The sequence below is a fragment of the Nisaea sp. genome, from assembly GCF_039990255.1.
GTDB lineage: Bacteria > Pseudomonadota > Alphaproteobacteria > Thalassobaculales > Thalassobaculaceae > Nisaea.
The window spans coordinates 512,136-536,384 of the sequence record NZ_JBDXGG010000004.1; the positions used below are offsets into that span (position 1 = coordinate 512,136).

Here is a 24,249-nt window from a genome sequence, read left to right on the forward strand (position 1 = left end):
GGCTTTTCCCGACTAGGGCTTGGCCGCTCTTAGCTTCTCGAGAAGAGCTTCCGTCGCCTCGCCGCTTTCATCCAATCCGACAGATTGCTCAAAACTCCGGATAGCCGCCCGGGTCTTCGGCCCCATCAGTCCATCAACGCTGCTTGAATAGAGTCCAATACGGGCGAGCTCGCGCTGAACATTGGCGACAATGGCAGCCGGCACATCGGTTGTCGAACGCACACCGTCCGCACTGTTCAAAGGAGACGCGCCTTGGCCAGCGGTCTCGCCGCTGCCCGAGAGCATTTCGATGGCCCGCTGGTCGCCAGCATCCGCAGCGGCGCTGAACAACGCGAGCGCTTTTTTCTTATCCTGCACCACGCCGAGACCCTCGTCAGTCATCACGGCAAGATTATAGAGTGCCCGCGCCATGCCCTGCTTGGCGGCGGCCTGAAACCAGCGGGCAGCTTCTCCGAAGTTCAAGGGGATGCCCCGGCCCTCGGCATACATCACACCAAGATTGTACTGGGCGTTCGGATGCCCCTGTTCGGCGGCGCTGTGATACCAGAGCAGTGCCCGGACATCGTCCTGCCGGACGCCCTGTCCAGTTTCATACAGCACGGCCAGATTATACTGCGCGCCCGGTAAACCTTGGATCGCGGCTTCCCGCAGAAGCTCCGCAGCCCGTTCCGGGCTTTCCGTACCGACTGCGCCAGTAAGATAGGCTAGGGCGAGATCATGCTGAGCCTTGGCGTCTCCGGCATCGGCACGCTGCTCAAGTGATTGCCGATCACTTTCCAGCAGCCCGCTTTCAGGCGAAGGGGACGTCTCCGTATCGACCTGTTCTTTCGCGCTTGGTGCTGGCAATGCTGGAGCAGGCGGCGGCAGTGCTTCCGAAACCTTGGGTGCAGGTGCTGCGTTCGGAACCGGTACCGGCGGATCGCTTGGCGCTGGAGCCGGAGCGATCTCGCCTACGGAGACAGGTGAGGTTTCTTCAACCGGTTCCTGTACCGCCGTATTTGGCTCCACCGGCGCGGGCTCTCCAGGCTCTATTGATGCCCGTTCCTCGATCCTTGGCGCATTTCCATCGTCGCCATACGGCACGGGGCTGCCGGGTTGATCAGGTTGCGGGCGCGGAGGCGCCTCCACCCGGTCGTCCATCGCTTTTTCAGGTGCATTTTCAGGCGAGAGAATCTCGGGGTTTTCTGCACCAGCCAATGCTGTCCTGGCCTGTTCGATCATCGGAACGACACGAACCGCCGCATTTTCCCAGAGGTGAGCCGCTCCTTTAACGATGTTATGTGCAACCGGCTTCAGACGGCTGTCCAGGTCCTGCCGCAGCGTTCCAAGCCCTAGCTGACCGGCAAAAACATAAAGCCCGACAGCCAGAGCAGTGGTGAGAACTGTTGTTCCCAGGAGAATTTTTCGAAGCCCGCGCTTGCGTTGACGTCGCCTGTCTCTTGCAACGTCATTGGCCGCTGCGTCGGGAGCAGATTCGAAAGCGCTCTGCTGTACACCTCGGAACGCCATCGGAAGCTCGAGAGGCGGCAACGGCTCGCTTTCCGGTGGTGGCGCGTCGATGATAAGTTCTGCCGGACCGAGATCCCCTGTCGGCGGCGACGGGTCTCCGTCGACGGCATTGGCGGCATTGACCTCTCCTGCAAGTGCCCTCAGACGGCGATCGATCTCCCGGGCACGATCCGTCTCCTCGACGGGAAGCATCGGCGCATCAAGACTGTCGATGTCAGGAGCCAGATCGTAAGACGGTGGCGGCGGCGCCTGCTCAAGGTCCAGCGCCACAACCGGCGCCGCACTGGCAGCCGGAGTATCGTACAATTCCGGTTCCAGCTCATCGGCAGGCTCGTCAAATGTCTCCAGCGGAAGTTCCGGGCCGAAATCATCGTCAACGGCTTCATCCGGCCCAACCATCCCGATTCGCGCCTGGCCGGACCGATCCTGGCCCAACCGGTCTTGTTCGACGGAAACCATCCGCTCCGCCAGATCGAGCAAAGCGAGACCCATGGGACGCAACGCGCGATCCAGCCGGTTTGTCGAGGCATCCAGTTCCCGGTCAATGATATCGAGCAGGGCCTGATCCGTCAGACCGGGCGCAGCCACTTTCTGCTTCTCCGTATCGGTCGGTGCCGGTACGGGCGCCTCTTTACCAGGATCATCATTCCCCGCATCGCGTGGACGCTGGCCGCCATGGACACGGATCGCGTGATCTATCCAGGAGCCGATGGTCTGTTCATCCCGTTCTGCCGCAGCACGAGCGATATCACGGACATCTTCCTCGATACCCTTGACACTCCATGTCGTCGGCTTTCGGGCCACCGGCACTCCTCACGATGCAGGTTGCGCGGGTTTACGGGAACAGTCGGAGTAGTGGTCCTTCCAAGCCCGCCTAACCTGTCGCTTTTGTTCAATTTATACAGTTCTGGAAAGTAGCGCTACCCACGACGAAAGAGGCGGGAGAAGAAACCGCGACCGCGCCTGGAACCAGGCTGAACAGTCTGTTCTACCCTGCCCAGCCGCTCGGAAAGACGCATCACCGCGCGCTCTATTGGTGCTGTCGAGAAAGAGGCATCGCCTTCAGCAATCAACGCAGGCTTGGAATCAACCCGGTCAATCTCAGCGGTGAGGCTCTCGATCTTGGCAAGAATGGGCTCAAAACGGGCAAGCGTCTTGTCTTCTAACGTGTTTATCCGCTGTTGCATGTCACGGAGCCGACCCTCAAGGGAGTTAACACGCTTTTCGATTTCGTCCGCTTCCTCGCGAGACAAGCCGGGCGGCTGAGGCGCGGGCACTGGCATATGTTGTGGCTGTGGTTGCTGCATCGGCGGCGGGTAGCCGACATTTGCAGGCACTGGCGCCGAGATTGAGGGTGCGGGTGCGGCTATTGCCGGGGATGGATGCTGGACGTTGCGGAACTGCCACGGATAAGCAGCGGACGCATTTCCGACCATCCCCTTGTCAACGGCCTCTTCAGCGACGCTCCATTGCCCGCGACCAAACGCAAATCGGGGATCAACCTGGCCGCTGCGCTGACGCTGCTGTGGTGGGTGCTCACGCAGACCCGGTTCTGGCGGATGTCGATGATCTTCCTCATCAGACATGTGGGGCCGTTCCACAACAGGCGATTCAGGTGGCGTCGGTTCTTCGGAGGCCTGGCGGATCTGTTCGCTCAGCCAGACACCAATCGGCACGCCCGCTTTACGGGCCGCAATCTTAGCGACCTCTCGGTCTTCTGCCGAGATGCCTTTTACACTCCAGGGGGATTTACCTGACAACCGACACCCTGCCTTTATGTTGTTTCGGAGGCCGGGCCACCGAATGGTCACCAAACGATCAGAAAAATACCAAAGGTTACCCGGTAAGGCAAGGTTTTCTCTACACTACACGCAAATCGAATGCCCAAATATGACCGGCCTTCCGGCCTGCCTATGACCCTACGGAGATGAGAGCTACCAGCCATCCAGACGGCGCGGATCGGCATCATCGTCGACGCGCTGTTCCGGCCACTCCTCTACCCTTTGATCCATCTCCTCGATCCGGGTCATCCGACGAGAAAGCCTTTCGATGATTTCCTGCAACGGGCCGACCATATGCGCAACACGCTCTTCAGACTCATAGATCCGGGTCCGGACAGCTTCACGCACCGTTTCTGCATCTGTCCCGGCGCCGCCGGACAGAAGAGCTTCGCCCTGCACCGGAACATTCCCGGTCGCAGCGGCCGGTGCCTCATCGGGGCCAACATCCCGGATTGCCCGGCTGACCCATTCTCCGATGGTCATGCCTTGCTGGGCCGCCGCCTTTTTCGCAATTTCCCGCGCTTCGGGCGACACGCCCTTCAGGCTCCATGGCAAGACAGGTTTGGACACGATGATCCTCATCCCCAAAAAGCAAAATAATCAGAGGAGTCTAGCTCTTCCGGATCACCTTGTTAAGGGAGCAGAGCCGAAGCAGTTGCATGGAATTGGGTTTCTGATTATGTTCGCGGCCGATTGGGGCGTAGCCAAGCGGTAAGGCAGCGGTTTTTGGTATCGCCATGCGCAGGTTCGAATCCTGCCGCCCCAGCCATCCTGCAAAACCATCTGCCTGACAGCAACTCGCGGCGTGACTAGAGCTTTTCGAGCCAAAGGCTTGTCTCAAGAGCGCCCTGCTGCAGAGGAAGCCAGTCGAGCGCAGGGACGCCGTCACGGCCGAGCAAGCGCGTGCGGGCAAAGTGGCTCGAGAAAACCGGCCGGAACCCGCCACCGCTCAGCAGAGCCGCCACCAGCAATTGTTCGTTATAGGTCCGCCAGGCCCAGGAATCCGGATAGGGGTCCGGCAAGACAATGTCATGGATGTGAACCAGCAAGCCTGCGGGCAGGGTCGGCAAAAGGTGGTTCAATACCAAGTCAACATCGGAGCCCGGCAGAGCCAGATGACTTGAATCCAAAAACAGCACGTCACCGGGACCAAGCTTCGGCAGGCTTTCTCGCGGAAGATCCTGGATCGTATGTTCGAGGAAGCGCACGCCGGTCCCGGCAAGACTGGCACGTGGTGCTGGATCGACACAGGTGATTTCGGTTTCGAGGCTGGCATCGCGGACAGCACGGGTTAGGAAGCGGGTGCTGTGACCCGAGCCGATTTCCAGAATGCGTGCCGGGCGATATTCCCGCACGAGAGTGTAAGCAGCAGCTCCATCAAGACCCGGAAACCAGTCCTGGCTCCAGCGTGGCTCCGGTGGCTCTTGGCCTCCTATCTCTTGTAGCGCGTCCCGGTAGCGGTCAATGTCGAAAAGGATCGCGCTAAATGCCGGTAGCGCATCCGAGGCAAAGCGCTCCTCGATCCAGTCATACCGACTACCTTGTGCTGGGACCTGTGACGCATACCGGTATGGAACAAAGTAACCCATTGGTTTTAAGCCAAGAATCGTACTTAGTCCGAGACGGAGCCGACGCCATGAATGGCCTCGGTTTGTCGAATTTGAGCTGGTCATATCAGGGGATAATCTTCATGCCTTCATAGGCAGCAACGGTGCCGGGACGACGTTCGGCGGCCTGGTCTTGGATCTCGTCCATTCTCTCGTCCGTGTGGCTCGGATCGTGGTGGAAAAGGACAAGCTGCTTGACCCTTGCCGCATCGGCAAGGCGGACTCCTTCCTGCCATGTTGAATGACCCCAGCCGACGAACTTGGGAAACTCCTCATCCGTGTAGCAAGCATCGTAGATCATCACATCGGCATCCCGCACCAGCTCCAGAATATTCTGGTCCGGCTCGCCAGGACGATGCTCTGTGTCAGTGATGTAGCAAATCGACTTATCGCCATAATCGAAGCGATATCCGACAGCTCCCTGCGGATGATTAAGTGGCGTCGTCCGTACGGAAACGTCCGGCCCGAAAGTCAACGTGTCGCCCGAGACGAAATCGTTGAATGCGAGCGCCGACTGAAAAACCTCCAGCGGTACCGGAAACAGTGGGGAAGACATCAGCCGCGCAATCACGTCGCGCATGCTTGCCCGACCGCCCAGATGCCCAGACCAGATTCGAAAGACATTGCCCTTCTTGAAAGCAGAAGTGAAGAAAGGCAAACCGCCCAGATGATCGAGATGAGAATGGGTGAAGAGGATATCCGCGTCGACCGGGCCGGACTTGTCCAGCATCAAGCCGAGATTGCGGAGGCCCGTGCCGGCATCGAGAATAAAGACCCGCCCCCCACAACGAATTTCAAGACAGGCGGTGTTTCCACCATAGCGCACGAATTCAGGCCCCGGGCATGCAATGCTTCCGCGGGCGCCCCAGATCCGGACAAAGAATTCGGCTCCCGGCGACACAACAACTCCCAACCCACAATCCACAGCCGGCTATTTTGGAGCGCCAAGTCTGCATGAGCCGGGCCAACGTGAAAAGATTAATTCAGGACAAGACTCTATTTGGCCCCGAGCGCAATCAGGGAACCAGTCTGTAACCGCCCGGATCCGTCACCAGAATTTGCGCATTGGACGGATCGATCTCGATCTTTTGCCGCAGTCGGTAAACGTGGGTTTCCAGCGTATGCGTGGTAACGCCCGCATTGTATCCCCAGACCTCGTTCAGCAGGGTCTCACGCTTCACCATGCGTCCGCCGGTCCGGTAGAGATACTTGAGGATCGCGGTTTCCTTTTCCGTCAGCCGGACCTTCTTGTTTCGGGCCTCGTCGAGCAGCAGCTTGGCGCTGGGACGAAAACTGTAGGGGCCAATCGTGAAAAGCGCGTCGTCACTCTGCTCGTGCTGCCGCAGATGCGCCCGCATGCGGGCCAGCAGCACGGCGATCTTGAAGGGCTTGGTGACATAGTCGTTGGCCCCGGCGTCGAGGCCGAGAATTGTGTCCGCGTCGCCGTCCTGAGCGGTCAGCATGACGACCGGCGATTTCACGCCGTTACGGCGGATCAGCCGGCAAACATCACGCCCGTCCATATCCGGCAGGCCGACATCAAGCAAGATCAGGTCAAAATGCGCCGACTTAACCGCTTCCAGTGCCGCGGCACCGTTTTCGACCGCGCTGACCACGAATTCCTCGTGCAGTTCCAGTTGCTCGCTGAGCGTCACCCGAAGAGCTTCGTCATCCTCGACCAGCAGGACTTTTTTACCGTTCACCATCACCAGCCACGACCCGTTGCGTATGTACCTGTCCACACTTAAGGAGAAAGAGAGCCGAATACCAGAGGCTTAAGCCGGGCTCGTCTCAACCTCTTTCCAGAAACTGACAAAGCCGACAATGCGCTTTGCCTTGCGGCCTGGCTGCGGATAGGACCAGGCCGCATCCGCGGAAATGCGCGTTCCGTCTACAACATCATAGTAGATTGCTTCCCCACGCCAAGGACACCTGGTCCGGGTTGCTGTTTCCCGCAGAAGCTCGAAACGCACGGAATCCAGCGGAAAATAGACACTTCCCTCAAGCGTCACAGTTTCTTGTTCCGGCGCCCGGGCTATTTCGGTATCGCCGAGACGAGCCACCAGAACCTGATCGAACATCGCCATCCACCCTTCAAAAAGACGGCGCCAGAATGAGCCGGAGCATGGCCAAGCATAGCGGATGATGCGGATCACCAAAGGCTTCAAGTGCAGTAAAATGATCGCGATCTGGCAAATCAATACATTCAACCGGCTGCCGTTTCTGCCTCAAAGCGCCACCGAGCTCATCCCGCTGGCGTAGATATTCCGGCCCTTCAAGACTGCCAACAGTGAGCAGATGGGGCGGCAATTGCAGCCCGGCAGCATCAACCTCGCGCACCAGCCGGATCGGAGACAATGCGCTCACATCGCTTTCCGTGAGGGACAACACGTCATTCAGATAACAGAGTCTGATCGGCTCCAGATCATGCAGACCGCTGACCGAGCAGATGCCCTTCAATGTTCCCGCCGGAACCCCGGCCGGGCCGCCCATCAAAGCCGAGAGATGGCCGCCTGCCGAGTGGCCCGCCAGGTAAAGGCGTCCCGGATTACCTCCAAAGCGGCTGGCATTCTCCTTGACCCAGGCAATCGCCGCCCGGATGTCATTTGCAATGTCCGCCACCGTAACCTCCCGGCAAAGCCGGTAGCCAACCGAGACGAAATTGATATCTGCAGCGACAAAAGTCGGCGCCAGAAAGTGCGCAATCGACTTGTCGCGCATGTGCCAATAGCCGCCGTGAATGAAAATCAGCACCGGCGCGTCCCGTTTCCCAGCAGGAAAAACATCGACGCGCTGGCGTGGATGATCTCCGTAAGGCTGGTCGAGGTCAGCCGAGAACTGTTTACGTACATCGGCGCCCGCCGCTTCCCAACGTGCTGAAGTTTCGGCGCTATTGGCAACTTTCGATCGATTGTCGTACTCGCGGTCGAGCCCTGCGCGATCATAGGAATTGAAAAGCATCGTGTCCCAGTCCATCTGTGCAAATCTCTGCTAACAGTGCGGGAGGCACAAAGCCGGTTCAAGGTGCTTGACCTCGGGCGCGGTCGGAAGATGATGCGATCCATGACAGATGCACTCCCAATTCAGGGTACCGGCGCGCCCACAGCCTCACCGACCCAGACCCATGTTGACAGGGCAATCTCCGAGCTGCGTCGTGGCGGGCTGATCCTGCTACACGGTTCAGCCGAGGAAAGCGTGTTGCTGGTGCTCGCGGCCGAAATGGCGAACGAGAGCGGTCTCGGCGCCATGATCCGGCTCGCCGGGAGCCTGCCCTCGGTCATTGTGCCAAAAAACCGGGCCCGCGATATAACCGGAAACCCCGAGCTGCCGCCCTATTCAAGCATGGCCCTCCCCAGAGGAGCAGATGCAGCCCTGATCCGGCAGATCGCCGATCCACTTTTCGAGCCAGAAAAACTCGGCGTGCTCGGGCGCGGCCTCACAGTGGTTCCGGTGCGCGCAGGCCGGCTTGGGCCCGCGGCGGTCCAGCTCTCCAAATGGGCGCGGTTGCTACCGTCTGTCGTTGTGTCCCGGCTGACAGATGTGAAAGTTGCCGACGCCGAATCCTGGGCACATGGACAGGGCCTCCTTTCGGTCAGCGTTTCGGATACCGAAGATTACGTCGAGGAAAGTGCGCGGCGCCTCACCCGGGTTGCATCCGCCCGCGTACCACTGGCGGATGCCGAAACATCCCGCATTGTTGCCTTTCGCCCGGCGGATGGCGGGGAGGAGCATCTGGCCATTGTTGTCGGCGAGCCGGATGTTAGTCAGCCGGTTCTGGTACGCTTGCATTCCGAATGCCTGACCGGCGACCTGCTTGGCAGCCTACGCTGCGACTGCGGTGACCAGCTGCGGGGGGCACTTCGGGAGATTGGGAAACACGGGTCTGGAATTTTGCTCTACCTGGCACAAGAAGGCCGGGATATAGGCCTGATCAACAAACTCCGCGCCTACCAGCTGCAGGATCTTGGCAGCGATACTGTCGACGCCAATGAGCAACTCGGGTTCGAAGCGGACGAGCGGGTCTATATGACCGCCGCGGAAATGCTGCATCAACTCGGCGTCAAAGCCGCCAGGCTGATGACGAACAATCCGGAAAAGATTGCCCAGCTTCGGAGTTCCGGGGTCAATGTCGTCGAACGGGTGGCTCATATTTTCCCGTCGAACACCCATAACGAAGGTTACCTCCGGACCAAAGCGACCCGCACAGGCCATCTTTTCTAGGAAAACCGGGTTTTTGCAGCGCCACCCGTCAGTGGTACGCGGCTTGCATCAAAGCGGGGCAAAGGAGCCTTCGCAATGGATGTCAGTCAAACGGCAGCACAACCAGCCTGGTGGTCACAATCCTCCCCGAGCGGAGAATTGGACGTCAAAGAGGATATGTACAAACCGTCTCAGGCCACGTCCGAAGCGGATGAAGGCGGCTGGGGTCCTGACGGTTTCGGTTTCGACGATTTCGTAGATATCGTAAATCCGCTGCAGCACTTACCATTTGTTTCCACCCTCTATCGGGAATTCACCGGCGATACGATTGCGCCGGCGGCCCGTGCGGCTGGAAGCGCACTTTATGGCGGTCCCGCAGGCCTGGTGGCTGGCGTCGCAAACGTGATGTTTGAGGCGGAGAGCGGCTCCGATATCGGCGCAACGATGATCGCAGAGTTTACGGGAAACGGAACGACACCAGCGAATTCCAATACCCTCCAGGCGGCAGAGGCCTTGCTGGCTGAAGCGCCACAAACTTCAGCGCCAAATCCCGCTGCCGCTCCAAACAATGGCACGATCACACAAGCTGCCGATCAGCGCAGTTTCGCTGTTGCAGGCGTGCAGACCGTGAGTACGGATGCCGCCATGACGCCCGAGGCAATGGCGGCCTATGCCCGGGCAAGCGCGCTCACAGCTCCGACGCCAGGCAACGGCTCCGTGGACTGGGCTGGCGGCGTGATCACGCAACCCGCCGCGAAATCCGGCACCGGCATTCAATCCGTTTCCGGAGGGGGGCTCGATGAACTCATCCGCAGCAGCCAGGCAAAGACAGCAACGCGGCGGCGTGGTCCGGCATTGCCGTCCCTGGTAGAACCTGGTCTGAAAACCCGAGGCGCCAAGGCACCTGCAAGCGAACCCGCTCTGCCGATCGACCCCTCTCAGCGGGCCGGGTTGGCGGATTGGATGATGAAGGCGCTCGATAAATATGGAACCATGAAGGTCAGCGGTAGCGGCGTCGGGTAAAACCAACCAAACGCTTCTTTCCGGCGTCTGGTCAGGAGTGCCTCTTGTACCATCCCTCTTTGGATCTCATTCTCCGCCGTGAGCAAAACGGCACCCATAGCATCGTTCTCGATGGACAAGCCGTGACCTGCGCTATTGGCAAAGGCGGCATCCGAAAAGACAAGCGCGAGGGCGATGGTGCAACGCCGATCGGACACTTTCCCTTTCGCCGGATTTTCTACAGGGCGGATCGTTTGGAACCTATTTCAGGGTGCCCGGACGCGATCCCGATTGAAGCGGATCATGGCTGGAGCGACGACCCGACCGATCCGGAGCATTACAATCAATTGGTCAAACTGCCCTATCCGCACTCTCACGAATGTCTGAAGCGCGAGGACACGGTCTATGATGTGGTCGTAGAGCTGGGATACAACGATTCGCCGCCGATTCCAGGCCACGGAAGTGCGATTTTCTTGCATGTAGCCCGGCCGGACTATTCCGGAACGGAAGGCTGCATCGCTTTGGCCCTTAGCGATTTGCTAAGGGTCCTGGAGCGGTCCGGGGGCTACGGCACCATTATTGTACCGCCTGAGCTTGAGAATAAGAGCGAGCCGTCTTAACCGGCGGGTTTTAGCCTGTCACCGAAGATCGCCGTGCCGACGCGGACATGGGTCGCACCGAACTCAATCGCGACCTCATAATCGCCGCTCATACCCATGCTGAGCTTTTCCAGCCCATGGCGCAGGGCAATTTCCCGCAGCAAGGCGAAATGAAGCGCCGGCTCGTCATCTGCCGGGGGAATACACATCAGGCCGACAACGTTCAGGCCATGCTCATCCCGGCAGGCCTCGATGAACGCATCCGCGTCACCCGGCAGAACGCCTGCTTTCTGGTCCTCTTCACCGGTATTGACCTGCACGAAACACTCCAGCACCCGGCCCTGCTTTTTCATCTCCACCGCCAGAACCCGTGCCAGCTTCGGCCGGTCGACCGTCTCGATCACATCAAAGAGCGCAACGGCATCTACCACCTTGTTGGTTTGCAACGGGCCGATCAGATGCAATGTCACATCGGGATAGCGAGCCTTAAGCTCCGGCCATTTTCCCTGCGCCTCCTGCACCCGGTTCTCGCCGAACACACGCTGCCCTTCCGCAAGAGCCGCTTCGACTTTCTCCACCGGCTGCACCTTGCCGACAGCGACCAGCGTGACGTCACCCGATACACGACCGGCCGTCTTCTCCGCGGCGACGATCTGTGCCTTCACAGCCCGGAGGTTAGCTCCGACATCAACGGTCGCACCCGCTTCAGGCATCTGCTGTTCCATTGCTATCGTCCTCATATCCAAACGCTTTGATCTCTGGCCCGAGCTCTCTTGCTGCCGCCTCCATTACGTGGCCGTAACGTTTCCACCGCGCGACGGCATGTCCATAGAGTGGCTGCGTCACCTGCGCATAACTAGGCGTCGAGATATTGCCACGCTGGCGCGCGTGCTCATGGAATTGCATCACCCGCTCATCCCAATCAAGGCCGAGAAAATCGAGAACCGGCTCCGCCGCCCCGCGTAGATCGCGTGTCATATCCTCGTATTTCACCGTAACGAAGGCGGGATTCAAGTGAGTCACATATCGTTGCCAGAGCGCGAAAACTTGACGATAAAAGCGGATCGTATCGGACAGCGAACAAAAAACCGACATGGAATGATTCAGACTGAAATTCTGCATCAGGCAACTGAGGCAGACATCACACGGGTGCCGCAGGGCCAGGATAAACCGGGCCTTCGGAAATATTCTCATAATCAGGCCTGCATGAACGATGTTCAGGGGCATCTTGTCGACATAAATCGCCCCGTCAGACGGCACAAGAAAGCGGTTCCGCTCCGAAAAATAGTCGGCACGCATTTCCGTCCGTAGCGCTTCCGGGACATCCTCCAGCACACTCGGATAACCAGCCAACCTTCCGAGCTGCGCCACCAGACTACTAATCAGCGGACGCTCTTCCAGCACCTCTACAGCGGGATGAGCATCCAGGACCTGATCGAGCAAGGTCGTTCCCGAGCGCGGGAATCCGATCAGGAATACGGGGTCAGCTTCACTGTTCTCCGGTTCCGGCGCGGGAGCAGCCCAGGCCGGAGTACGGTCGAAGGCGGTGCTGAGAGCAGCGACCTCGGCAAAGGCCCGCTTCGGATCGACAAGTCCCCCTCGGAACTCTGCGATCTGACTCCTGTTTGCGCTCTCGAACCATGTGAATGCATCAGCGTAGTACCCTTGAGAATCAAGGGTCTGTGCAAGCTCGAAACTGAGACGATGCGTATCCGGACCCTGCACAGCCCCCTCCAGGGCCTCACGCAGACAGGAAATTGCTTCATCAAAGCGCTTGAGACGCCGCAGCGCCCTTCCCTCAAGCGCCACGAGAAATTGTTTCCCCGGTTCCAGCCGCAATCCCCAACGGGCAACCGACAGCCCGTCTTCCATTGCCGACGTCCGGTCCAGATGCTCCGCCAGCATTGTATAAGACGCAACTTGAGACGGATCGAGGATCAGGGCACGTGTCGCCAGCCGGACTCCTCGGACCGCATGCCCCATATCGCGAGAAAAGACTGCGAGTGCCCGCAAGGCACGCGGGTCCAAAGCACCGCTCTCCGCCAGCTGGTCATACAGTGCTTGGGCCTCGTCAAAACGCCCGGTCACGACATAAATGCCAGCCAGGTTACCTTGAATCTCGATGCTGTCATCACCCCGCGCCGCCCGTTCCAAGGCAGCCGCCGCCCGATGTAAATCGCCCTGGCCGCGATAGATCAGGGCAAGATTGTTCAACACCGCTGGATCTTCCCCTTGACGGAGCGCGAACTCCAGAGCTGGAGCCGCTTCATCATGCAACCCCATCTCCAGCAAGGCGGTGCCATAAAGCTTCTGGACGGCAGGATTATCCGCGAAACGGCCCGCAAAAGGACCAAGCAATTCGAGCGCTTCCGCAGGCAATCCGCGATGAAGCTGAACCTGAGCAAGGTTGATGATTATCTGAGGCTCCGCCGGTGCTGCCGCTCGGGCTTTCTCCAGTGCCATGGCCGCCCGGTCGAAATCACCGCCAGAAGCCTCGATCATACCGGCCATATAATATGGCCGCCAATCGCTGCCGGCCTTTCGGAGAATCCTGGCATAACGCTCCCGCGCCTCGCGCCAGCGCCCGGCGGCCGCGAGCTTTCGAACCGGCTCGAAATCAGGTAATGAGGCAGACATGGGATTCAGGACCGCTAGGTTCAGACACGGGGCACTCCGGATTTGGTGATGTAGCCGAGCTCCAGGAGCAGATGATAGTGGCGTTCGGTAAGGCGCTTCACGTGATCCTCGCTTAGTATCTTGCGATATCCGCCAACACCGCCGGATCGGAAGAATTTCTGCGACTGGTGCACCCGCTCGCGAAAGCCTTTTTGGCTTTCCTGGCCGGAAACAACGGAAAAGCTGCTGTTCTTGATTGCCCGCTTCAACCGCTGGGGGCTTTTAGGCACCCCGAGATAACGCATAAAAGAGCCAAAGGCCTTCATCGGGCTCTTCACCATGTCCTCATATCTCAGCGTCAGCGGATTGAAGTTTTCCACCGCATGCCAGCTCCGGTAATGGTCTGTCCAGGTACCCAGGACCTGAAAAACCGCCGCCGGCGTGGTCCGCGTGGTCTGCAGCCCCGAGGTCATGGCTTCAACAGCATCGTCAAGCGTGAGCCGATAGTGGTCCGCATAGGAAACCGTTACATCGAACACATTACGCACGACATAGGCCGCGCCCGCCGTGCATTCGAGATAAATGAGCGGCCGCCCCTCGTGCATTACAAGCGCATTGTGGGTCTTCACAATGGTCGTCTGTGGTTCCTGCGCCCAGGATTTCTGCAAAGGCTCACGCAACGCATGCAGCTCGGCATCGGCCATTTCCTGCAGCGGTTTTCCCGCGATCTTCTCGTAGAGCGGCCCCATCATATCGCCATAGCGGACCACGCCGAGCTCATTGATCGAGACCGGCTCCGCACTGTTGCGGAACAGGTTCTCGATAAAGACCCGGAGCCAGGTGTTGCCGGACTTTGGAAAGGATGCGAGCCAGAGTATGCCGCTCATTGGATCATGCCGGTCCAGCTCATCCGCGCAGGCGCCAGATCACACGACTCTGGTCCAGCGCTTTGAGCAAAGGCTCGAGGTGCGCGGCCCGATCGGGGAACTTCGCACGCAGATCCGAAAGCCAGAACTCCTCTGACTTCACGATATAATCGGCAACCGCATAATCTTCCTTGGCGATATCGAGCGTAAAGCCTTCCCCGTTCAGCGTCGCAGCCTGACCGCGGCGGGCCAGCTTCAGCGGGCGGCGGGTCACCATGAAATTGATGTCGGGTGTGCGGTCAGGCAGCGTATGCCGGACAATTTTGTCAGCGACTTTGCTCATCAGGACGCTGCGAACATGGCTGTGAAACTCGGGACGGGCCATATGATTGGCAACCCGATTTCCAAGTTCAGTTATGTAGTCTTCCATGTCTGTTCCATCATCGAAATGTGGGATTCGCTTCCGGAAAAACTCATCCTGATGCAGGAAAGGCGCAAGCATAGAGAGCGAGGTGTGACCATCGACATAGGTCGCGCCAAAAGATAGATGCAGCGAGGCTGTGTCGGTGGTCATTGCATCGTGATAAAGACCGCGCGGAAGATAGAGTACATCGCCTGGGCGCATCACGATCTGCTGCATGATTTCACCCTTCTGCTGATCATGCTGTTCGCGGGAAAAGTCCCCCGGACGTACTTGCGGGACGTCAATTGCTTCGTTCACGCGGCCGCGATAGATGTTCCAGGTTTTCTCACCCTCGACCTGAACAGCAAACACACACATCGTGTCGAAATGTGAGTGATAGGCCTGAACGCTCTTCCAGGAACAGTACGCATTGCAGGAAACGTGTGTTCCCGTAAGGCGCTCAATGAAGCGCGTCGCGTCCTGGATAGAAGGATGAATGCCCTCGACATAGTCGAGAACAAGACTGGCGCCCTTGGACATGAGGAAGCGAACGCGCTCCGGGTCCGGCACCAGCACATTCATGCCCTTCCGGTCGAGGCCCGGGCGGCAATATTGCTCGGACGGCAGGACGTTTCCATCAACCGCCATCTCCATGTAGTTCGCGTGCCAGAGCTTGGAGCGGTTGACCAGATCGTTCATCTGATCCCAGTTGAACAGATCGCTGACGGGATCAAAGGCCCCTTGCTCGAAATAGTAGGCCTTGTCCCAGTAGTCTTTCAGGAACTGATCGCGTGTGATTTTCTTGAAGAAAGTCTCGAACTGCACCGTCTTGCCCCCAGATACCGGTTGGTCAGTGATCTGTATAACAAGGACGTTGTGAGTTCCAGAGGGCAAGCTGTTTACGGAAGCGATAGGCAAAAGAAAAGGGGCCGCCCGAGGCGACCCCTTCCCATAGTCCCTAACCCGTTTGGATTAGAAGGACACTTTCATGCCGACGACGAAATATGTGCCGTCGGTGTCGGCGTTACCGATCGATGCGGTGTTCGCCGTGCTGAGTTCGGTATAACCGAGCGTGGCAGCAGCGGTGACACCCGGGCCCAGAGCGTACTTGCCGTTCAGGGTGTAGGAGTCATGCTCGCCGTCGTTGGTGATCACGCCACCGGTGTTGATCGCATCGCTCTCGCCATGGAACCAGTTGAGGCTGACGCCCCACGGACCGGAAGCGTAAGCTGCACCGAGGGTGTAACCGGTTTCTTCGTCACCGGTTACAGTACCTTCACTGGCGGCATAAGCACCACCGATGGAGAAACCACCGAAGCCAGCGGTCGCACCAAAGGAATAGGCAGACGGGTCTTCATTCGCTGCCGGACCATCGGTGAACGCGCCGTAACCAGCGGACAGGCCGAGGTTAAAGCCGTCGAAGTCGCGCTTGAAGTTTGCAGCGATGGCGTAACCATCGGAAACTTCGGCGGTACGATCAACGGTGCCGTTGTCATCCTGGCCGGATTCCGGAATGTAGGAAACACCGAGCTGGAAGCCTTCGATACGCGGCGTGTAGTAGGTCAGCTTTTCGGAGTCGTTGGTCCGGTTCGGCTCAACGTTGGTGGAACCGAACGGGCTGCGGAAGAAGCCGCCGGAAGCGCCGATCGAGTTCGGAACCCAAGCGGTCTGGTCACCGGAGTTGATACCGATTCCGTAGTCAGACGGACCGTAGTTCATCTTGTACAGAGCGGAGTTTTCGGAACCCAGGTTGATCTCACCAAAGTTGCCTTTGACGATCAGGTAGGATTCATCAATCTGGTCGCCCGGATTGCTGTTGCCTTCGAGCTGGACATTAACGCCGACAGAGATGCCGTTATCGAGGGTCGTCATGCCCTTGAAGTGGATTTCCGTGTCAGAGACGTTAGCAAAGCCCTGATAGTCAGAAGAGCTCTGGTCTTCAGCAGTGGTGTAACCGAACCACTGTTCCATGTAACCACCGACAGAAATTTTCAGCTTTTCAGCAGCATCTGCAGACGGTGCAGCGATCATGCCAGCGGCAACAATCGCGGTCGTTCCGAGAAGAATCTTTTTCATCTTTTCCCCTACTCCCGAGAGTCATCGGTTAAGTAACGCGGCAAGTTGTTTACAGAAAATCTGCGTAACCCCCTAACCTCACGTCACAGCATCACTATTCTCTCCCCATATGACCGTCAAGAAAGACGGGCTGGGCATTTATGCAAATCTGTCTCAATGTGGCGAAAATGCCACAAATCGATGGCGGCGCTTGAATTCATCGGGATTCTTGCATGCGAAACCAGCGTGATCATATGTCAAGTTGTTCACGGACAAGAGAAACGGTAAAAGGCCTCTCGTCCGTATCGAAACGCGAGTGCGAGTCTTGGGTAATATGAAAATTCCGCGTCTTCTGGAGATGAATAAGAGCCTGCGCCTGCTGGCGCTGCTTGGAGTGGCATCCCTTACGGCATGTTCAGGTGCTGATATCGAATATGAATATCCGCGCACCGGTGCCGGAGGAAAACCTACCTACGAGAAAGAAGAGAAGGTCTTCGGCGAAGATGGCTTTACGTTGCTCGGGGGTGATACTGACAATCAGCAGGCTTCTGTTGGGTCCGGCATCGCCGTCAACAGCTACCTCTGGCGCGCGTCTCTCGATACGATCTCCTTTATGCCTCTTGCCTCCGCTGATCCTTTCGGCGGCGTCATAATCACCGATTGGTATTCGCCGCCGGACACGCCGAGCGAACGCTTCAAGATCAATATCTTCATCCTCGACCGCGCATTGCGGTCCGATGGCATAAGGGCAAAAGTCTTCAAACAGAAGCTCGCGGCATCCGGCCAGTGGCAGGATCTCGGCACAGAGGAAAAGCTGCACAGAGACCTCGAAGACGCAATTTTGACACGGGCGCGGCAACTGCGCATCGGTTCCACCAAGAACTGACTACCCTTGCCTAAATGAGTTTTGGCACCCGCCCATGCGCAGGCGAGTCAATTACGTAAGACCAGGCGCAGAGCGCCACCGACCAAGGCTAAAAGATGTCCCGTTACAATTTCCGCGAAACCGAAACTAAATGGCAGCGCGCCTGGGAAGAAAACCGCTGCTTCGAGGTTACGGAGGACCCGGACAAGCCGAAATATTATGTGCTTGAGATGTTCCCCTATCCATCCGGGCGCATCCATATGGGACATGTCCGGAATTACACGCTCGGCGACCTTGTTGCGCGATACAAGAAAGCCAAGGGCTTCAACGTTCTGCATCCAATGGGCTGGGATGCCTTTGGCCTGCCGGCGGAAAATGCCGCCTTTGAGCGTGGTGTTCATCCGGCAAAATGGACGCACGAAAACATCGCCTCGATGCGCGACCAGCTGAAGACCATGGGGCTTTCCTACGATTGGCGCCGCGAGATCGCGACCTGCGATCCGGACTATTATAAGCATGAGCAGAAGATGTTCATCGACTTCTATAAGGCGGGCCTCGCCTATAAGAAGGAAAGCTGGGTCAACTGGGATCCGGTCGAGAATACTGTATTGGCAAACGAGCAGGTCATTGACGGCATGGGCTGGCGCTCTGGCGCACCTGTCGAAAAGCGCCTTCTCTCCCAGTGGTTCCTGAAGATCACGGAGTATGCCGAGGACCTGCTGCAGGCCCTTGAGGGGCTGGACCGCTGGCCGGACCGGGTCACGCTGATGCAGCATAACTGGATCGGCAAGTCCGAGGGCGCCCGGGTGTTCTTCAAGTTGAAGGATGCGGACGACAGGCTCGAGGTCTTCACCACCCGGCCGGACACGCTCTACGGCGCCTCCTTCTGCGCGATCGCAGCGAACCACCCGATCGCGGCGAAGGTGGCCGAAAACAATCCCGCGCTGGCCGAATTCATCGCCGAATGCAACCGGATGGGCACCAGCGAGACCGAGATCGAAACCGCCGAGAAAAAGGGCTTCGATACCGGCCTCAAGGTCACTCACCCGTTGGACAGCAGCTGGGAGCTGCCGGTCTATGTCGCGAATTTCGTGCTCATGGAATACGGCACCGGCGCCATTTTTGGCTGCCCAGCGCATGATCAGCGCGATCTGGACTTCGCGCGTAAATACAATCTGCCAGTGACGCCCGTTGTACTTCCACCGGAAGCCGATGCAGATAGTTTCGAAGTTGGTACCGAGGCCTACACCGGTCCCGGCAAGATCTACAATTCGGACTTTCTGGACGGTCTGTCCGTCGACGACGCAAAGTCGAAAGTCTCAGAGACCCTTCAGGGCGCCGGACAGGGCGAGAAAACAACGACTTATCGTCTGCGCGACTGGGGCGTTTCCCGTCAGCGCTATTGGGGCTGCCCGGTTCCGTTCATCCACTGCCCGGATTGCGGCGAGGTTCCCGTTCCGGAAGCCGACCTGCCCGTTGAGCTGCCCGAGGATGTCGATTTCGAGGGCACCGGGAACCCACTTGACCGGCACCCGACCTGGAAACATGTCACCTGCCCGAGCTGCGGCGGCAAGGCAGAGCGCGAGACAGATACATTCGATACTTTCTTCGAATCCTCCTGGTACTTCGCCCGTTTCGCAGATGCCAAGGCCGAGAACGCGTTTTCTAAAGAAGCAGCCGAATACTGGCTCCCAGTGGATCAATATATCGGCGGCATCGAGCATGCGGTCCTGCATCTGCTCTATTCCCGCTTCTTCACCCGCGCTCTCAACAAGTGTGGCTACCTTGATCTCGACGAGCCCTTCGCAGGCCTGATGACCCAGGGCATGGTCTGCCACGAGACCTTCAAGGATCAGAACGGCGCCTGGCTGTTCCCGACCGAGGTCCGCAAGGAAGGCGACGGCTACGTTACGATCAAGGACGACGCACCGGTGAAGACCGGCCGCATCGAGAAAATGAGCAAGTCGAAACGCAACGTGGTCGATCCGGAGAACATCATCGGATCCTACGGCGCGGATACCGCACGCCTCTTCATGCTCTCGGACTCGCCGCCGGAACGGGACCTGGAATGGACGGAGTCCGGCGTTGATGGCGCCTGGCGTTATCTCAGCCGTCTCTGGCGTCTCATCACCGAACCCGCGAAACCGTTCGCACCGCATGGCACGGAGCGGCCGGCCGATATAGGCAAGGCAGCGGAATCAGCCGAGCGCGCCACGCACAAAGCGATCAAGGCGATTGAAGAGGCCGTGGAGCGGTTCCGCTTCAATACCGCCGTCGCTCAGGTGCGCGAACTCAGCAACTCCCTTGCAGAGCTCGATGGCGACGATGACGGCTCAGCCTGGGCCCGGCGTTTTGGATACGAAACACTGGTCAGGCTGATTGAGCCGATGGTGCCGCATATCGCAGAGGAACTCTGGCAGCAACTCGGTGGCGACGGCATGCTGACGGATCAGCCCTGGCCGGACTATGATAAAGCCCTTGTCACCGACGATACGCTGACTATCGGTGTTCAGGTGAACGGCAAGCTGCGGGGCACAATCGAAGTGGCTCGCGACGCCGACAAGGCTCTGGTTGAAGAAACCGCTCTGGCCGTCGAGAATGTGCAGAAGATCCTCGAAGGAAAGCCGCCGCGCCGTGTGATCGTGGTGCCGAACAAGATTGTGAATATCGTTGCCTAGATCACTCTCAGCCGTTGCCGTCCTTCTGATGCTAACGCTTGGCGCCTGCGGGTTTCAGCCGGTTTACGGCACACGGAGCGCTGGCGGAACAAGCAGCAGCGTCACAGTCGATCTGGCCGCGATCAAAATATCTCCGATCGCAAACCGCGGCGGCCAATTGCTGCGCAACAGCCTGCAGGACAAGCTGACACCGCGGGGCGTTCCCGCACGCGCTCGGTACCGGCTGGATGTCAGCCTGACCGAAAATCGCTCAGATCTTGTGATCCTGAAAGATTCCACCTCGACCTTTTCCAAGGTTCGGTTTGTCGCTGATTTCACTCTGGTGGATCTGACAAACGGGCAGCCGGTAAATAGCGGACAGGTCGAAACCACCACCACCTTCAACCGGGTGGATTCCGATTTCGCCATTCTCGCGGCGGAAAAGGATGCACGGCGTCGGGCCGCCGATGAAATCAGCGAGGATATCCGGCTTCGTCTCGGACTCTATTTCAATCGTATTCGCGGCAGCTGAACCGGACAGGCAATGAAGCTGAAATCGAACGAGATTGCAGGTTTCATCCGCCGCCCGCCGGAAAGCGTCGGAGCCGTTCTCATCTATGGAGCAGACGGCGGTCAGGTCCGCGAAGTATCAGATAAAATTGGCAAAACCGTCATCGAGGATCTGTCCGACCCATTTCAGGTCGCGGATCTTACGCCGGAAGTTCTGAAGGATGAACCAAGCCGGATTGCCGATGAGGCAGCCGCTATATCCCTGACCGGCGGACGACGTCTGGTCCGTTTGCGCGGCGCGACCGATACCGTAGCAGGTGCGGCGGAACTGGCACTGAATGCCGAAACCGGCGACAGCATGATCATAATTGAAGCCGGCGCCCTTGAAGCCCGCTCAAAGCTCCGCAAACTTTTCGAGACGAGCAAGAGCGCAGCGGCCATCCCCTGCTATCTCGATAGTGGAGCCGGACTGGATGCAGTGATCCGCGAGACGCTCAGCGCTTTCGATGTCAGAGCCACACCGGACGCCCATGCCTATATGATGGAGCATCTGGGCGGTGATCGGCGGGTCACGCGATCCGAACTGGAAAAGCTTGCGCTCTATGTCGGCAAAGGCGGCGAGGCTAGTCTTGAGGACACGCAGAGCATGGTCGGGGATAGTAGCGCCCTTGCCCTGGACCAGATCGCGATCGCGGTGGCAAGTGGGGATATAACGGCCGCCGACCGTCTGCTTCGGCGGGGCTATGCCGACGGATTGAACCCTGTCGGTGTTCTAAGAGCGGCGATCCGGCATTTTCAGCGCCTGCATCGTGCCGCGTCGCATATCGCTGCTGGCGACAATGCAGACCAGGCCGTACAGAAATTGAGGCCGCCAATATTCTTCGCCGTGAAGCCGGCTTTCATGGCGCAGCTCCGCTCCTGGCCCATTCAGCGGCTTCGCCTCGCTCTGACTAGGCTTTCCGAGGCTGAAACGCTCTGTAAGTCTACAGGAACGCCGGATCTCTCTGTTGCGGGGCAGACCCTGCTGGGACTTGCCTACAGTGCCGCCAGAGGGCGTCCTAGAGGGTCGCGATAAACAGGCTCAGGCCGGTTTTGCGGTGTCGCCCTCTTCCATCAGGTTGTTGAAGTCGATGGAACTGCCATCAGCACCGGCGACCTCGTTCGCCGTCTCCTGATCGTAGTCAGGAACGTCTGCCAGAAACCCGGACATTGCCGGCGCGCTCATATCGGCAGACACCGAACGCGGCGCGCTCATGATCGCCAAAAGAGAGTCCAGTTGCTCTAGAGATTCATACCGGATCATCACTGCACCCGACTGACCGTCGACACCTGCAGCGATTTCCACATGTAATCCGAGCTTGTCGGAAAGATCCTTTTCGAGCGCTTTGGTATCCGCGTCTTTCTCGACCGGAGTTTTTTGCCTGGCCTGACGTGGCGCAGGAGATGAGGCCGGCTGCTTCTCCTTTTGTACAAGACGCTCGGTCTCGCGCACATTGAGATGACGCCGCACAACCTCGGAAACCAGCGCCGCAGGATGCTCCGCCGTCAGCAGAGCCCGGGCATGACCGGCCGAAATATCCCCGTCTTCGAGATGCGCCCTGACCTCAGTCGGTAGTGCCAGAAGACGCATCATGTTTGCGACGTGACTCCGGCTCTTTCCAACAGCTTGCGCCACATCGGACTGGGAGTGGCCGTGTCCGTCCACAAGGCGCTGGTAGCCCTCCGCCTCTTCCAGTGGGCTGAGATCCTCACGCTGCACATTCTCGATGATCGCGATCTCGAGCGCTTCGCGATCATCGAACTCGCGGATCTGTGCCGGGATCTCGTGCAACTGCGCGCGCTGGGCAGCGCGCCAGCGGCGTTCACCGGCAATGATCTCGAACGTACCGTCACGGTCCGGATCCCGCCGCAGCAGGATTGGCTGGATGACGCCCTTCTCGCGAATGCTCTCGGCAAGCGCCTCGAGCTCGTCTTCATTGAAAATGCGGCGCGGCTGGAAACGGCCCGGATGAACATGCTCGATCGGCACCGTACGGCTTTGCTGCATCCGGTCGACCGAGCCGGTCTCCGAACCGTCCTCGCCAAGTAGTGAGGCAAGCCCCCGTCCGAGGCGGCGTTTCTTGGCGCTGCCCTCTTCCGTACTCACGCGGCAATGCTCCTCTCGCGCTTCATCACTTCGCTGGCCAGATGAATATAGGCCTGCGAGCCGATGCAGCGCATATCATAGACAATCACGGGCAGGCCGTGAGACGGCGCTTCCGAGATCCGCACATTGCGGGGAATAACCGTGCGGTAAACCTTGTCACCGAAATGCTCCCGCACATCTTCGGCAACCGCAAGGGAGAGATTGTTTCGGCGATCGAACATGGTCAGCACCACGCCCTGGATTTCAAGGTCCGGATTGAAAGCCTGACGGATCCGCTCAATGGTCCGCATCAGCTGGCTCAGACCCTCCAGCGCATAGAACTCGCATTGCAGCGGCACCAGTACCGCATCTGCCGCGACCAGCGCATTCAGGGTCAGCAAGCCAAGCGAAGGGGGACAATCGATCAAGATATAATCATATGTGTTCCGGCCGGCGGCGAGATGCCGGACCAGAGCTTCACGGAGACGGAACTCCCGGTCTTCCATGGTGACCAGTTCGATCTCCGCGCCAGAAAGATGGACGGAGGAAGGAACGATGGAGAGGCGAGGAACGTCAGTTGCGGTGATTGCTTCGGAAATCGGCGAGGCGCCGATCAGGACCGAGTACGAGTCATTCTCACGATTATTGCGCGGCACGCCTAAGCCGGTGCTCGCATTGCCCTGCGGATCGAGGTCGATCACCAGGACCTTTTTCTGACAGGCCGCAAGCGCAGTTGCGAGGTTGATGGCTGTTGTGGTCTTGCCGACACCGCCCTTTTGGTTGACGACAGCCAAAATCCGGGGCGCTACGGCGGCATCACCCCTCAGTACAATTGCTTCCGACATACGATATGCCCTCCAAGCGCAAGAGACATCCCTCGGGGTCCGACCAGCTCGGGGTGAGGGTTTCAGCCATATTCCACCTTTCCCGTGCAGTAGTCAATTCCTTCTGGACAGCCCTACCCTTCAGGAAGAGACAGCATCCGTCATTCTTGAGGTGTGGCTTGGAGTAGTCGAGTAATACATCGACAGTCGCAAGAGCACGCGCGGAGACTACATCTACATCTAGTGGTTCGAGTTCCTCAATTCGACAAGAGTGAACCGTCGCCTGAGCGCCACAGGCTCGCGCAACCTCCCGCAGAAAGACCGATTTCCGCTGATCGGATTCACAAAGATGCACATCCCGCACGCCCATGATCGCGAGGACCATGCCGGGGAAACCAGCACCGCTCCCAAGGTCGAGAAGACGCGTTTGATTTTGGAGCAACTCTGGAAAGACCTGCGCGGAATCCAGAAAATGTCGGCGCCAAATATCACTAAGTGTATTTTTGGAAACCAGATTGATGGCACGCTGATAGCGCTCAACCATCTCAGCATAGGTTTTCAGCCGCTCCAGCGTTTCACGTGAAACGCCGGTACGTGTGGCAAACTCTTCAGGGCTCACGTTGTCTCCGC

23 protein-coding genes and 1 tRNA gene are annotated in these 24,249 nt (G+C 58.6%); 8 read left to right on the plus strand and 16 right to left on the minus strand.

What is annotated here, in order from left to right; genetic code table 11:
- Positions 1-12: 12 nt before the first annotated feature.
- The 3 genes from ABJ076_RS03135 to ABJ076_RS03145 form a co-directional block, all read right to left on the minus strand.
- Complete coding sequence (locus ABJ076_RS03135; protein WP_348186426.1) at positions 13-2,313, minus strand: SEL1-like repeat protein; 2,301 nt, start codon at positions 2,311-2,313, stop codon at positions 13-15.
- A gap of 116 nt (positions 2,314-2,429) precedes the next feature.
- Positions 2,430-3,095, minus strand: a complete 666-nt coding sequence (locus ABJ076_RS03140; protein ID WP_348202583.1) for a hypothetical protein — start codon at positions 3,093-3,095, stop codon at positions 2,430-2,432.
- Between the two features lie 348 nt (positions 3,096-3,443).
- A complete protein-coding gene (locus ABJ076_RS03145) occupies positions 3,444-3,860 on the minus strand; it encodes a hypothetical protein (RefSeq protein ID WP_348186422.1) in 417 nt (138 codons plus the stop codon).
- A 124-nt stretch (positions 3,861-3,984) separates the two neighbouring features.
- Between ABJ076_RS03145 and ABJ076_RS03150 the strand changes: the two genes are divergently transcribed.
- Positions 3,985-4,059 (plus strand) — tRNA-Gln (locus ABJ076_RS03150).
- A 40-nt stretch (positions 4,060-4,099) separates the two neighbouring features.
- Here the strand turns inward: ABJ076_RS03150 and ABJ076_RS03155 are convergent.
- From ABJ076_RS03155 to ABJ076_RS03175, 5 genes are all read right to left on the minus strand, one after another.
- Complete coding sequence (locus ABJ076_RS03155) at positions 4,100-4,879, minus strand: class I SAM-dependent methyltransferase (protein WP_348186420.1); 780 nt, start codon at positions 4,877-4,879, stop codon at positions 4,100-4,102.
- A gap of 85 nt (positions 4,880-4,964) precedes the next feature.
- On the minus strand, positions 4,965-5,798 hold the full coding sequence (locus tag ABJ076_RS03160; protein ID WP_348186418.1) for an MBL fold metallo-hydrolase: 834 nt from the start codon (positions 5,796-5,798) through the stop codon (positions 4,965-4,967).
- A 115-nt stretch (positions 5,799-5,913) separates the two neighbouring features.
- Positions 5,914-6,603: a response regulator transcription factor gene (locus tag ABJ076_RS03165; RefSeq protein ID WP_028466194.1), complete on the minus strand. Its 690-nt coding sequence runs from the start codon at positions 6,601-6,603 to the stop codon at positions 5,914-5,916.
- Positions 6,604-6,672: 69 nt separating this feature from the next.
- Complete coding sequence (locus ABJ076_RS03170) at positions 6,673-6,984, minus strand: DUF427 domain-containing protein (RefSeq protein ID WP_348202584.1); 312 nt, start codon at positions 6,982-6,984, stop codon at positions 6,673-6,675.
- Between the two features lie 7 nt (positions 6,985-6,991).
- Positions 6,992-7,873, minus strand: coding sequence for an alpha/beta hydrolase (locus ABJ076_RS03175; protein ID WP_348186414.1), 882 nt, complete (start codon positions 7,871-7,873; stop codon positions 6,992-6,994).
- A gap of 87 nt (positions 7,874-7,960) precedes the next feature.
- On the opposite strand from ABJ076_RS03175, the gene ribA reads away from it, so the two are divergent.
- From ribA to ABJ076_RS03190, 3 genes are all read left to right on the plus strand, one after another.
- Positions 7,961-9,118, plus strand: coding sequence for a GTP cyclohydrolase II (gene ribA / locus ABJ076_RS03180; RefSeq protein ID WP_348186412.1), 1,158 nt, complete (start codon positions 7,961-7,963; stop codon positions 9,116-9,118).
- Between the two features lie 75 nt (positions 9,119-9,193).
- Positions 9,194-10,120 (plus strand): hypothetical protein, encoded by a 927-nt coding sequence (locus ABJ076_RS03185; protein ID WP_348186410.1) that lies wholly within the window; start codon positions 9,194-9,196, stop codon positions 10,118-10,120.
- 44 nt (positions 10,121-10,164) lie between these two features.
- The gene (locus ABJ076_RS03190) at positions 10,165-10,719 is read left to right on the plus strand and encodes a L,D-transpeptidase family protein (protein WP_348186408.1); all 555 of its coding nucleotides are present in this window, start codon (positions 10,165-10,167) and stop codon (positions 10,717-10,719) included.
- On the opposite strand, the gene ABJ076_RS03195 is transcribed toward ABJ076_RS03190, so the two are convergent.
- From ABJ076_RS03195 to ABJ076_RS03215, 5 genes are all read right to left on the minus strand, one after another.
- Positions 10,716-11,423, minus strand: coding sequence for a YggS family pyridoxal phosphate-dependent enzyme (locus ABJ076_RS03195; RefSeq protein WP_348186406.1), 708 nt, complete (start codon positions 11,421-11,423; stop codon positions 10,716-10,718). The two genes, ABJ076_RS03190 and ABJ076_RS03195, sit on opposite strands and share 4 nt — an antisense overlap.
- Positions 11,404-13,335, minus strand: coding sequence for a sulfotransferase (locus ABJ076_RS03200; protein ID WP_348186404.1), 1,932 nt, complete (start codon positions 13,333-13,335; stop codon positions 11,404-11,406). Before ABJ076_RS03200 ends, ABJ076_RS03195 begins: the two co-directional genes overlap by 20 nt.
- 20 nt (positions 13,336-13,355) lie before the next feature.
- Positions 13,356-14,201 carry a sulfotransferase domain-containing protein gene (locus tag ABJ076_RS03205; protein ID WP_348186402.1) on the minus strand — a complete coding sequence of 282 codons (846 nt, stop codon included), beginning with the start codon at positions 14,199-14,201 and terminating at the stop codon, positions 13,356-13,358.
- A 19-nt stretch (positions 14,202-14,220) separates the two neighbouring features.
- Entirely contained in the window at positions 14,221-15,408 is a 1,188-nt protein-coding gene (locus ABJ076_RS03210) for a cupin domain-containing protein (protein WP_348186400.1), read from the minus strand.
- A gap of 147 nt (positions 15,409-15,555) precedes the next feature.
- On the minus strand, positions 15,556-16,659 hold the full coding sequence (locus ABJ076_RS03215; protein WP_348186398.1) for a porin: 1,104 nt from the start codon (positions 16,657-16,659) through the stop codon (positions 15,556-15,558).
- Between the two features lie 313 nt (positions 16,660-16,972).
- Between ABJ076_RS03215 and ABJ076_RS03220 the strand changes: the two genes are divergently transcribed.
- From ABJ076_RS03220 to holA, 4 genes are all read left to right on the plus strand, one after another.
- Positions 16,973-17,524, plus strand: a complete 552-nt coding sequence (locus ABJ076_RS03220) for a DUF3576 domain-containing protein (protein ID WP_348186396.1) — start codon at positions 16,973-16,975, stop codon at positions 17,522-17,524.
- A 95-nt stretch (positions 17,525-17,619) separates the two neighbouring features.
- Positions 17,620-20,181, plus strand: a complete 2,562-nt coding sequence (leuS, locus tag ABJ076_RS03225; RefSeq protein WP_348186394.1) for a leucine--tRNA ligase — start codon at positions 17,620-17,622, stop codon at positions 20,179-20,181.
- Positions 20,174-20,692, plus strand: a complete 519-nt coding sequence (gene lptE, locus ABJ076_RS03230) for an LPS assembly lipoprotein LptE (RefSeq protein WP_348186392.1) — start codon at positions 20,174-20,176, stop codon at positions 20,690-20,692. Before leuS ends, lptE begins: the two co-directional genes overlap by 8 nt.
- Positions 20,693-20,704: 12 nt before the next feature.
- Positions 20,705-21,745 (plus strand): DNA polymerase III subunit delta, encoded by a 1,041-nt coding sequence (gene holA, locus ABJ076_RS03235; RefSeq protein ID WP_348186390.1) that lies wholly within the window; start codon positions 20,705-20,707, stop codon positions 21,743-21,745.
- Between the two features lie 6 nt (positions 21,746-21,751).
- On the opposite strand, the gene ABJ076_RS03240 is transcribed toward holA, so the two are convergent.
- The 3 genes from ABJ076_RS03240 to rsmG are packed head-to-tail and all read right to left on the minus strand — an operon-like array spanning position 21,752 to position 24,238.
- A complete protein-coding gene (locus tag ABJ076_RS03240) occupies positions 21,752-22,816 on the minus strand; it encodes a ParB/RepB/Spo0J family partition protein (RefSeq protein ID WP_348186388.1) in 1,065 nt (354 codons plus the stop codon).
- On the minus strand, positions 22,813-23,640 hold the full coding sequence (locus ABJ076_RS03245; RefSeq protein ID WP_348186386.1) for an AAA family ATPase: 828 nt from the start codon (positions 23,638-23,640) through the stop codon (positions 22,813-22,815). Before ABJ076_RS03245 ends, ABJ076_RS03240 begins: the two co-directional genes overlap by 4 nt.
- Entirely contained in the window at positions 23,612-24,238 is a 627-nt protein-coding gene (rsmG, locus tag ABJ076_RS03250; RefSeq protein ID WP_348186384.1) for a 16S rRNA (guanine(527)-N(7))-methyltransferase RsmG, read from the minus strand. The genes ABJ076_RS03245 and rsmG overlap by 29 nt, the downstream gene beginning before the upstream one ends.
- Between the last annotated feature and the right edge of the window lie 11 nt (positions 24,239-24,249).

Excerpts from the sequence above, each read along its gene's own strand:
- ABJ076_RS03205 (WP_348186402.1), bottom strand. The coding sequence starts at position 14,201 with ATGAGCGGCATACTCTGGCTCGCATCCTTTCCAAAGTCCGGCAACACC.
- ABJ076_RS03215 (WP_348186398.1), bottom strand. The coding sequence starts at position 16,659 with ATGAAAAAGATTCTTCTCGGAACGACCGCGATTGTTGCCGCTGGCATG.
- ABJ076_RS03195 (WP_348186406.1), bottom strand. The coding sequence starts at position 11,423 with ATGGAACAGCAGATGCCTGAAGCGGGTGCGACCGTTGATGTCGGAGCT.
- ABJ076_RS03175 (WP_348186414.1), bottom strand. The coding sequence starts at position 7,873 with ATGGACTGGGACACGATGCTTTTCAATTCCTATGATCGCGCAGGGCTC.
- ABJ076_RS03165 (WP_028466194.1), bottom strand. The coding sequence starts at position 6,603 with ATGGTGAACGGTAAAAAAGTCCTGCTGGTCGAGGATGACGAAGCTCTT.
- ABJ076_RS03170 (WP_348202584.1), bottom strand. The coding sequence starts at position 6,984 with ATGGCGATGTTCGATCAGGTTCTGGTGGCTCGTCTCGGCGATACCGAA.
- ABJ076_RS03185 (WP_348186410.1), top strand. The coding sequence starts at position 9,194 with ATGGATGTCAGTCAAACGGCAGCACAACCAGCCTGGTGGTCACAATCC.
- ABJ076_RS03220 (WP_348186396.1), top strand. The coding sequence starts at position 16,973 with ATGAAAATTCCGCGTCTTCTGGAGATGAATAAGAGCCTGCGCCTGCTG.
- leuS (WP_348186394.1), top strand. The coding sequence starts at position 17,620 with ATGTCCCGTTACAATTTCCGCGAAACCGAAACTAAATGGCAGCGCGCC.
- ABJ076_RS03140 (WP_348202583.1), bottom strand. The coding sequence starts at position 3,095 with ATGTCTGATGAGGAAGATCATCGACATCCGCCAGAACCGGGTCTGCGT.
- ABJ076_RS03155 (WP_348186420.1), bottom strand. The coding sequence starts at position 4,879 with ATGGGTTACTTTGTTCCATACCGGTATGCGTCACAGGTCCCAGCACAA.
- ABJ076_RS03200 (WP_348186404.1), bottom strand. The coding sequence starts at position 13,335 with ATGTCTGCCTCATTACCTGATTTCGAGCCGGTTCGAAAGCTCGCGGCC.
- holA (WP_348186390.1), top strand. The coding sequence starts at position 20,705 with ATGAAGCTGAAATCGAACGAGATTGCAGGTTTCATCCGCCGCCCGCCG.
- ribA (WP_348186412.1), top strand. The coding sequence starts at position 7,961 with ATGACAGATGCACTCCCAATTCAGGGTACCGGCGCGCCCACAGCCTCA.
- ABJ076_RS03245 (WP_348186386.1), bottom strand. The coding sequence starts at position 23,640 with ATGTCGGAAGCAATTGTACTGAGGGGTGATGCCGCCGTAGCGCCCCGG.